This is a genomic window from uncultured Shewanella sp., from assembly GCF_947501225.1.
Classification (GTDB): Bacteria; Pseudomonadota; Gammaproteobacteria; order Enterobacterales; family Shewanellaceae; genus Shewanella.
This window is the reverse complement of record NZ_CANMUW010000019.1, coordinates 60,683-69,088: the sequence shown is the minus strand read 5'-3', so window position 1 is coordinate 69,088 and position 8,406 is coordinate 60,683. Positions and strand designations below refer to the sequence as shown.

At 46.2% G+C, this 8,406-nt stretch carries 6 protein-coding genes and 2 tRNA genes; all 8 read left to right on the top strand.

Going from position 1 to position 8,406, the window contains the following annotated elements:
- Positions 1-76, top strand: a tRNA-Gly gene (locus Q1B47_RS19425).
- 136 nt (positions 77-212) lie between these two features.
- A tRNA-Gly gene (locus tag Q1B47_RS19420) sits at positions 213-288 on the top strand.
- A gap of 878 nt (positions 289-1,166) precedes the next feature.
- Positions 1,167-1,622, top strand: coding sequence for a hypothetical protein (locus Q1B47_RS19415; protein WP_299797556.1), 456 nt, complete (start codon positions 1,167-1,169; stop codon positions 1,620-1,622).
- A 467-nt stretch (positions 1,623-2,089) separates the two neighbouring features.
- Positions 2,090-3,568: an NAD(P)H-hydrate dehydratase gene (locus Q1B47_RS19410; protein ID WP_299797565.1), complete on the top strand. Its 1,479-nt coding sequence runs from the start codon at positions 2,090-2,092 to the stop codon at positions 3,566-3,568.
- Positions 3,569-3,701: 133 nt separating this feature from the next.
- Positions 3,702-4,160: a tRNA (adenosine(37)-N6)-threonylcarbamoyltransferase complex ATPase subunit type 1 TsaE gene (gene tsaE / locus Q1B47_RS19405; RefSeq protein WP_299797553.1), complete on the top strand. Its 459-nt coding sequence runs from the start codon at positions 3,702-3,704 to the stop codon at positions 4,158-4,160.
- A 2-nt stretch (positions 4,161-4,162) separates the two neighbouring features.
- Positions 4,163-5,485 carry an N-acetylmuramoyl-L-alanine amidase gene (locus Q1B47_RS19400; RefSeq protein ID WP_299797550.1) on the top strand — a complete coding sequence of 441 codons (1,323 nt, stop codon included), beginning with the start codon at positions 4,163-4,165 and terminating at the stop codon, positions 5,483-5,485.
- Between the two features lie 36 nt (positions 5,486-5,521).
- Positions 5,522-7,408 carry a DNA mismatch repair endonuclease MutL gene (gene mutL, locus Q1B47_RS19395; RefSeq protein WP_299797547.1) on the top strand — a complete coding sequence of 629 codons (1,887 nt, stop codon included), beginning with the start codon at positions 5,522-5,524 and terminating at the stop codon, positions 7,406-7,408.
- Entirely contained in the window at positions 7,401-8,327 is a 927-nt protein-coding gene (miaA, locus tag Q1B47_RS19390; protein WP_299797544.1) for a tRNA (adenosine(37)-N6)-dimethylallyltransferase MiaA, read from the top strand. Before mutL ends, miaA begins: the two co-directional genes overlap by 8 nt.
- The last annotated feature ends 79 nt before the right edge of the window (positions 8,328-8,406 follow it).

Sequence of the window (8,406 nt, the reverse complement as noted above, 5' to 3'; positions counted from 1 at the left end):
GCGACATTAGCTCAGTTGGTAGAGCGATACCTTGCCAAGGTATAGGTCATCGGTTCGAACCCGATATGTCGCTCCAATTTAAAAGATTGAAAGCGATATTCGCTCAGTTGATCTGCTTGCAAGAGTTGATACCTTGTTTTTGCCAAGGTATAGGTCATCGGTTCGAACCCACTCTTTATGAAAAGAAGGGGCGCTCCAATTTAAAAGATTACGCGACATTAGCTCAGTTGGTAGAGCGATACCTTGCCAAGGTATAGGTCATCGGTTCGAACCCGATATGTCGCTCCAATCTTCTCATCGATTTAAATCCTCCTGGCTTTAAAAGATTATGCGGCATTAGTTCTGTTGTGCTCACTCTTGCTTAAGAAAAGAGTCGATACCATTTTCTTGCCAAGGTATAGCTTCTCGTTAAACCAAGAGACGGTTCGAACCCACTCTTTATGAAAAGAAGGGTCGCTCCAATCTTCTCCTTGATTAAAATTCCCCTTGCTTTAAATGATGACAGGACATTAGTCCAGTTGTGCTCCCTCTTGCTTAAGAAAAGAGTCGATACCATTTTCTTGCCAAGGTATAGCTTCTCGTTAAACCTTGGGCGGTTCGACCCCGCTCCAGTTCAGAGCAATTGTTTGTTCCAACCTTGCTTTTATTTGAGACTCCTCTGATTAAAAATGCCGTGATGTTAAAAGATTATGCAACATTGGTTCAATCATGCTCTCCTGTTTGTTCAAAAGAGAGTGGGGCGGTACCCGCCCTTCATCTAAGTTGTAGCCCCTCTGCTAATGTCCATATCGGTTAGCTTTCTCCTGTTTAAAACAGAGGTTGATGGTGATCACTCTTCGCTTTATGGAGTTGCTTCACCGATATATTGCCTGTCTGGCAACTACCCGTTAATTGGCGGTTTTCAGCTCGCTAATAATCAAAAGTTAGCTGGAAATAGAGTGAATTTATAATGCCTGGGTCTCAATTTTGGCTGTTTTCACGTTTAAATCACGCGTAGTCGATAAGCGTGATCTTACGCCGATTTCTTTTAACGATGGCTAATGTAGTTGTCCCGGAAGTACTAAACTTTGAACTTGTTCAAGTATTCCATCGTTTTTTGTTTGCATAATGTTTACATAGACGATTAATTGAGCCGATGTTTGGCAAGTATTCTTTGGGAGCGATTCATGCGATTTCAACAACTCAGCGAACTATTAGGTTATGTTGCTACTTGCCGTGTAGAGATGGCGCAACTGTATGGCAGATTACAATCTGAGGCAGACTCTTCCAGAGTGAAGATGATGCTTGAGTATTTTCAGCACCATCAGAAAGGCGTAGCCGAAAAGTTAGAAAACTATATCGATGAAGCGCCGAAGCGCGTGTTAGATACCTGGTATAAAGACATCACCTTTGAGGATTTCATCAAACGTTGTCATGAGACTGTACTGACTGCAAATATGTCAGAAGAAGATGTGTTGGAACTGCATCTAGACCTAGATAATCGATTGATTGACCTGTTAAATAAGACTGCAGAAAAGTCTTCATCAAGTGAAATTTCTGGTGCTCTGAATGACTTAGTTCGTGTAGAGAAAATTCAGCAGCAGCGTCTGGTTCATAGCAGTATCCGTATGGATGATATGTAGACGCTCCACAGAGGTTACTGGTTGATTTACCAGAATATCCAGACTTAAAGGTACCTTAGGGTACCTTTTTTAATGGTTTTATTTTAATGCGACCGGTGTCATTCAGCTAGAAATAAGCTTGAGCTGTTAATTTGCGTCATCATCTTTGTCACTGCATGGCTGAATTATTGCTTTATACAGACCGACTCCTACCAGTAGCAGGCATATCAGTAGAAGTGCTTGAATCAAGATTTTTGATTGTAACGGTAGACTCAATAAAAGCATGCACAGTGCTAATACGAGTAGTGTAAAGAGCTTCATCCCTTTGCTCCTGAACTGATTTCTTGTGCGAGATCAACTTTCTCTTACATAAGTGTAGTGATAAGTGAATCTATTTACGAATCTAAGCTCAAATTCTATTAATCTTATTTGTCTAGGCATCTTAAATGTCGAATTTGGATGATGTAGCCCTCAACGGAGAAATAATCATGTTGCCAAACGGATCGACTTTTCCTTGTGAAATGTTCTTAAACTCTCAAGTACGAACCGCCGAACAAAACTTTGTCGATAGTGGGAACACAGATTTTTACCGGCTTGTTGAGTCCGCGGGTCAAGCTGCTTTTGAACAGGTTGAGATGACACAAGATAAATCGCGTTCGATTTTGGTTCTGGTCGGTTACGGAAACAATGGAGCCGATGGTTATGTGTGTGCCAGAAGGCTGCTGGAGGCGGGCTATAGTGTGACGCTAATGGCATTTATCCGGGATGAGATGGGAGAAGAGGTACTCAAGGCACAACGACGATTCGTCGAAAGTGGTGGAGAGGTGGAGTGTTTCTCTCCTCAGAAAGTGCTCTGTGCAGATGTGATTATTGATGGTTTACTCGGCACCGGTTTCAGCGGAGAGATAAGAGGCGACTTTAAACAAGCTATCGAGAGTATCAACAAGAGTGATGCATGGGTGTTCAGTTTAGATATCCCCTCAGGAGTCAACGCTGACACAGGAGTGGGCCCCGATGCCGTAGAGGCCGATGTCACATTGACATTTGGTGCGATTAAACAGGGCTTGATGACAGGTCGTGCCAGACATTGTGTTGGACGGCTAGAGTTTGCTCCTCTGGGGTTAACCGAGTACCTGCCAGAAGCTAGTTCAATCACAGTCTCTATTGATTATGTCAATCAACATCTTAAGCCCAGAGACAGGGATTCACACAAAGGCTTGTCCGGAAAGGTTTCAGTGATTGGCGGTGATATCGGTATGGCCGGTGCCGTCAGGTTAGCCGGTGAAGCCTGCCTTAGAGCCGGTGCTGGTTTAGTTACCGTCATTTCAAGGCCTGAACACCAGATAGTGGTAAACGCTAACCGACCCGAGTTGATGTTCTGGGGGTGTGAATTGGTCGATATGGAGGTATACCTTCGTCTCGGCTGGGCCAATATACTGGTGATAGGCCCCGGGTTGGGCAAGCATGATTGGGGTTATAACTTACTCAAGGCTGTAGGCCTGAGTGATAAACCTTGTGTTATGGATGCCGATGCCCTGAATTTACTCAGTTGTGAACATGGCAGGCAGGATCATTGGGTGTTGACCCCTCATTCAGGTGAAGCTGCAAGATTATTGGGTATATCTACTCAAGAGGTGGAAAGTGACAGGTTTGCGGCCGTTAAAGCGATACAGCAAAAATATGGTGGCGTTGTTGTTTTGAAAGGGCCGGGAACCCTCATCCATGATGGTAAACAGTGTTATGTCGCTCCGGTTGGAAATCCCGGGCTAGCCAGTGGCGGTTGTGGCGATGTGTTATCCGGAATAATTGCAGCCTTGATGGCACAGGGGTTCGATAAGCTTTCAGCGGCGATAATGGGAGTCGTCGTGCATGGGGAGGCTGCAGATCGCGCAGCAAAAGATGGAGAGAGAGGAATGCTGGCAACGGATCTGATGCCCCATATCAGGCGGTTGGTTAACAAAATTTAGCAGCGCCTATTCCAGAAGATATGCTGGCCGGTTCAGGCTATTTAGTGCAATTGCATGAAAGCTGTTTAGCTGGCCGGGTAATTGGTATAAAGTAACAGGTTCGGAACAACTTTAGGTAAGTAAGCTCAATACAATGACATCAGTAAAAGTCTACCTCGATAATGAACAAGATACTGTGGATCTTGGTAAGCGATTAGCGGCAATTATTTCTCCACCTCTGATGTTGAATTTGTCCGGTGAACTGGGAGCGGGTAAGACAACCCTGAGTCGTGGGCTCATTCAGGGCTTAGGGCATAAAGGGGCGGTGAAGAGTCCAACCTACGCATTAGTTGAACCATATGAATTTGACGATTTCGATCTCTATCATTTCGACCTCTATCGTTTGAGTGACCCTGAAGAGCTGGAGTTCATGGGGATCAGAGATTATTTTACACAGCGGAGTATCTGCATCGTTGAATGGCCCGATAGAGGGCACGGTCTGTTACCCGATGCCGATATCTTCATTCAGATTAACTATGCCGGTGAGCGCAGGGAAGTTGAAATCCTATCTGGTTCAGATAAGGGGCGGCAACTCTTGAGTAAACTCAAATAACAATGATAAAAATCGATTTTATTTTAAAGTACCTGTTAGTTTCACTGTCTCTGTGTATCTCCTTTGTAGCAAATGGTGCTACAAAGCTGGACGGTGTGCGTATCTGGGCGGCTCCAGAATCCACCAGGGTCGTTTTCGACCTGAGTAAGGCGCCTGATTTTACCTATTTTACACTAACTGGCCCCTATCGATTGGTCGTCGATCTTAAAGGTACTTCCACCTCTCTTAACCTTAAAAAGGTCGCGAACAACAGTAAAATTGTTAAAAGGGTACGAATTAGCAAGCCACCTTCGAAAGGCACGCTCAGGCTGGTTATCGACCTGACTAAGCCGGTTAAGGCGAACCTGTTTGCCCTCTCACCAACGGCGCCATATGGTAATCGACTGGTGGTCGATCTCGACGATAGTCGCTCCGCTTCTAAGGCTAAAGCAACCAGTAAACCTAAGCAAAAACTTCGTGACATCATAGTGGCAATCGATGCCGGCCATGGCGGGGACGATCCTGGTTCTATCGGCCCTTCCGGCATATATGAGAAAAAAGTCGTCCTGCAGATCGCGAAGAAAGTGGAAGCTAAAATCAATGCTACACCTGGCATGAAAGCCATCATGACCCGCACCGGGGACTATTTCGTTAACCTAAACCGACGTTCGGAAATTGCGCGAAACAGTAAAGCCGATCTCTTAGTGTCTATTCATGCGGATGCATTTACCTCTCCTCAGCCCAGAGGGGCATCGGTTTGGGTGCTCTCTATGCGGCGGGCGAACAGTGAAATTGGTCGTTGGCTCGAGCAGAAGGAGAAGCATTCTGAGCTGCTGGGCGGAGCCGGTGAAATAATTCAAAGCACCGACAATGAGCAATACCTGGCCATGACGCTATTGGACATGTCCATGGATAGATCCATGGCAATCAGTCATAACATCGCCGACGATGTGCTTTCCAACTTAGGAAAGGTTACTAAGCTGCATAAACATAAACCCGAGTCTGCCAGCTTTGCGGTTCTGAAGTCGCCCGATATTCCCTCCATCTTGGTTGAAACCGGCTTTATTTCAAACCATAAAGAGGAGCGGCTATTATCCCAGCGAGAGCATCAAAATAATATCGCTAAAGCGGTGCATAAAGGCGTGTTGCGCTATTTTGAAGCTAATCCTCCGGTCAACTCATTGATGGCCAGCAAAGGCTCGTTTAAGCACGATGTACGTAGAGGCGAGTCCCTGTCTGTCATCGCGCATAAGTACCAAGTTTCAATAGCCAGTATTAAGAAGGCCAACGGTTTGAAATCAAATACATTACGTATCGGTCAAAAGTTGGTTATACCAAGGGCATAAGTCACTCCTGCAAAGGGGCCCTCGAGAGTTAAAATTATGACAATACAGATATTACCGCCGCAGTTGGCAAACCAGATCGCGGCGGGTGAAGTTGTCGAAAGACCCGCTTCTGTGATTAAAGAGCTGGTTGAAAATAGCCTGGATGCCGGAGCTACTCGTGTCGATATTGAGATCGAGAAGGGCGGCAGTAAGCTGATAAAAATTCACGATAACGGCTCAGGGATCTCGAAAGAGGAGCTTGGCCTTGCCCTATCCAGACATGCTACCTCGAAGCTCAGCTCTCTCGACGATCTCGACGCAATTTTGAGCTTTGGATTTCGTGGTGAGGCGTTAGCGAGTATCAGTTCGGTTTCCCGCTTGACCCTAACGTCCAGAACGGCGGAGCAGAGTGAGGCGTGGCAAGCATACGCTGAAGGCTCAGATATGGCCGTTAAAGTGATACCTGCGGCCCATCCTGTAGGTTCGACGGTTGAAGCCGTCGATCTGTTTTTCAATACGCCGGCCAGAAGGCGGTTTCTTAAGAGCGATAAAACCGAATTTACCCATATTGATGAGTGGCTAAAACGGATCGCCTTGGTGCGCAGCGATATTCACTTTACCTTGAAGCACAATGGTAAGATGGTGCGTAACTATCGTGCAACCAGCACTCAGGATCAGTACCTGCAACGTTTAGCCCAGATCAGCGGGAAAAAGTTTGCAGAGCAGGCGATTGAAGTTAATTGCCAACATGACGATCTCAAGTTAACCGGCTACATTCAGTCACCGTTTTTCGAGTCTCCGGCGAGTGATACTCAATACTTTTATGTCAATGGCAGGTTAGTTCGTGACAGGCTGGTAAATCATGCTGTTCGGCAAGCATTTGCCGAACATGTGACCGGAGAGCATGCAAGCTATGTATTGATGCTTGAGCTCGATCCGCATCAGGTCGATGTGAATGTTCACCCCGCTAAACATGAAGTCAGGTTTCATCAGAGTCGCTATGTACATGATTATATTTTCCAGGCCTTACAATCAGCCCTTCTACAGGTTGGTCGCTTAGCCGTAGACAGAGTCGAGCAGCCGGAAAGAGGCTCAATTTCTGTGAATCGGGGTTATGCCACCCCTGAGCCCGTGAGTAGTCAGGAGGGAAGTGGTAATTATGGTGTCGCCGATTCCGGTTACCTGTCACATGATTACCCACATGAGCGCCAATCGGGCGCTGAAGTTGCCCGTAATCGCTTTGCAACATCGGTTTCACCATCCTCACGGCCGGCACAAGCGCAGAGCAGGACTGGGGCATCCACTTTCAGAGCACAAGCCGAACTTCCGAGTGCCGAGGCGATAGCCTCCTATGGAGAGCTGTTACAGACGCCGAGCGTGGCTCAAGCTGATATTGACAGTAAATCGATGCAAAGTGCCGCTCCAATGCCGCCAACCCTGGCGGGAGAGTTTTGGGTTCTGGCTAAAGGGGAGCGGCTATCACTATTGCCCATAAAAGTTGTTGCGAGCAGGCTGCTCAGAGATGAGATCTTACATAAGCTCGACAGTGGCCTGGTCAGCCAGCCACTATTGATGCCGGTTTCTATCGCGATGGATGAGACATGGATCGATACAGTGGCTGAAAGAGAGCAACTGCTCAGAAAAGTAGGAATTGAAGTAACAATTCGTCTCGGGCAGTTGATAATAAAGAAAGTGCCCCCATATTTAAGACAGAGCCAGTTAGTAACAGTGATACCTGAATTACTGCAGTGGGTCAGGTTCGAAGAACCGAGTAATGAAGCATTGGCATCCTGGCTTGCAAAGCATGACGAAAAAAGATTTGAGTCGGCGCCGGATACCTGGTCGGCATTTAGCCAGTTAGATGACAATGATCGAGAAAAATTAATTTTAAAGGCTAAGGTTTTACCTTGGCAATCATGGCTGGAAGAGCACCCGAGTGACTGAACAGAATATGCCAAAAATCCTAACGTTAATGGGGCCAACTGCCTCAGGAAAAACGGCATTAGCGATTGAGTTGGTTCAAAAGCACAACTGTGAAATTATCTCTGTAGATTCAGCACTGATCTACCGCGGAATGGATATCGGCACGGCAAAACCCAGTGCCGCAGAGCTAGCCGTTGCGCCACATAGGCTGATAGATATCCGTGATCCGGCTGAAAGTTATTCAGCTGCGGACTTCAGAGCCGATGCTCTGAATGAGATAGATTCGATTATTGCGGCAGGCAAGACACCACTGTTAGTGGGTGGAACCATGATGTACTTTAAGGCGCTGTTGGAGGGGCTTTCGCCACTTCCCGGAGCCGATGAGTTTGTGCGTGCACAAATTGTCTCTGAAGCTGAACAGCATGGTTGGCAGCAGATACATGATGAACTTAAGCGGGTAGATCCTGTCTCAGCTGAACGTATTCACCCAAATGATCCGCAAAGGTTAATCAGGGCGCTGGAAGTATACAGAATCAGTGGGAGATCGCTTACCGAATTGAGCCAAACTAAGTCAGAGCCTCTGCCTTATGACATAGTTCAATTTGCGATTTCACCGAAAGATCGGAAAGTGTTACATCTTTCTATAGAAGAAAGATTCAAATTGATGTTAAATCAAGGTTTCGTAGATGAAGTTCGCTCACTGAAAGAGCGAGGCGATCTGAATTTAACGCTTCCTTCGATGAGGTGTGTTGGCTATAGGCAGTGCTGGCAATATCTCGATGGTGAATTTGACTATGATACTATGGTGGAAAAAGCCATCGTTGCTACTAGGCAATTAGCCAAGCGTCAATTAACATGGTTGAGAGGCTGGCCTGAGTTAAATTGGCTGGAAAGCGGTGTAGATTCGAATCTAAATACCGTATTGCGACATTGTCGCTAGCTAATTAGGCCTCACTATATAATACTAAAACCAAACAAAATTTTATGTTGTATTAGTTTTACTACTTATTTTAATTAAA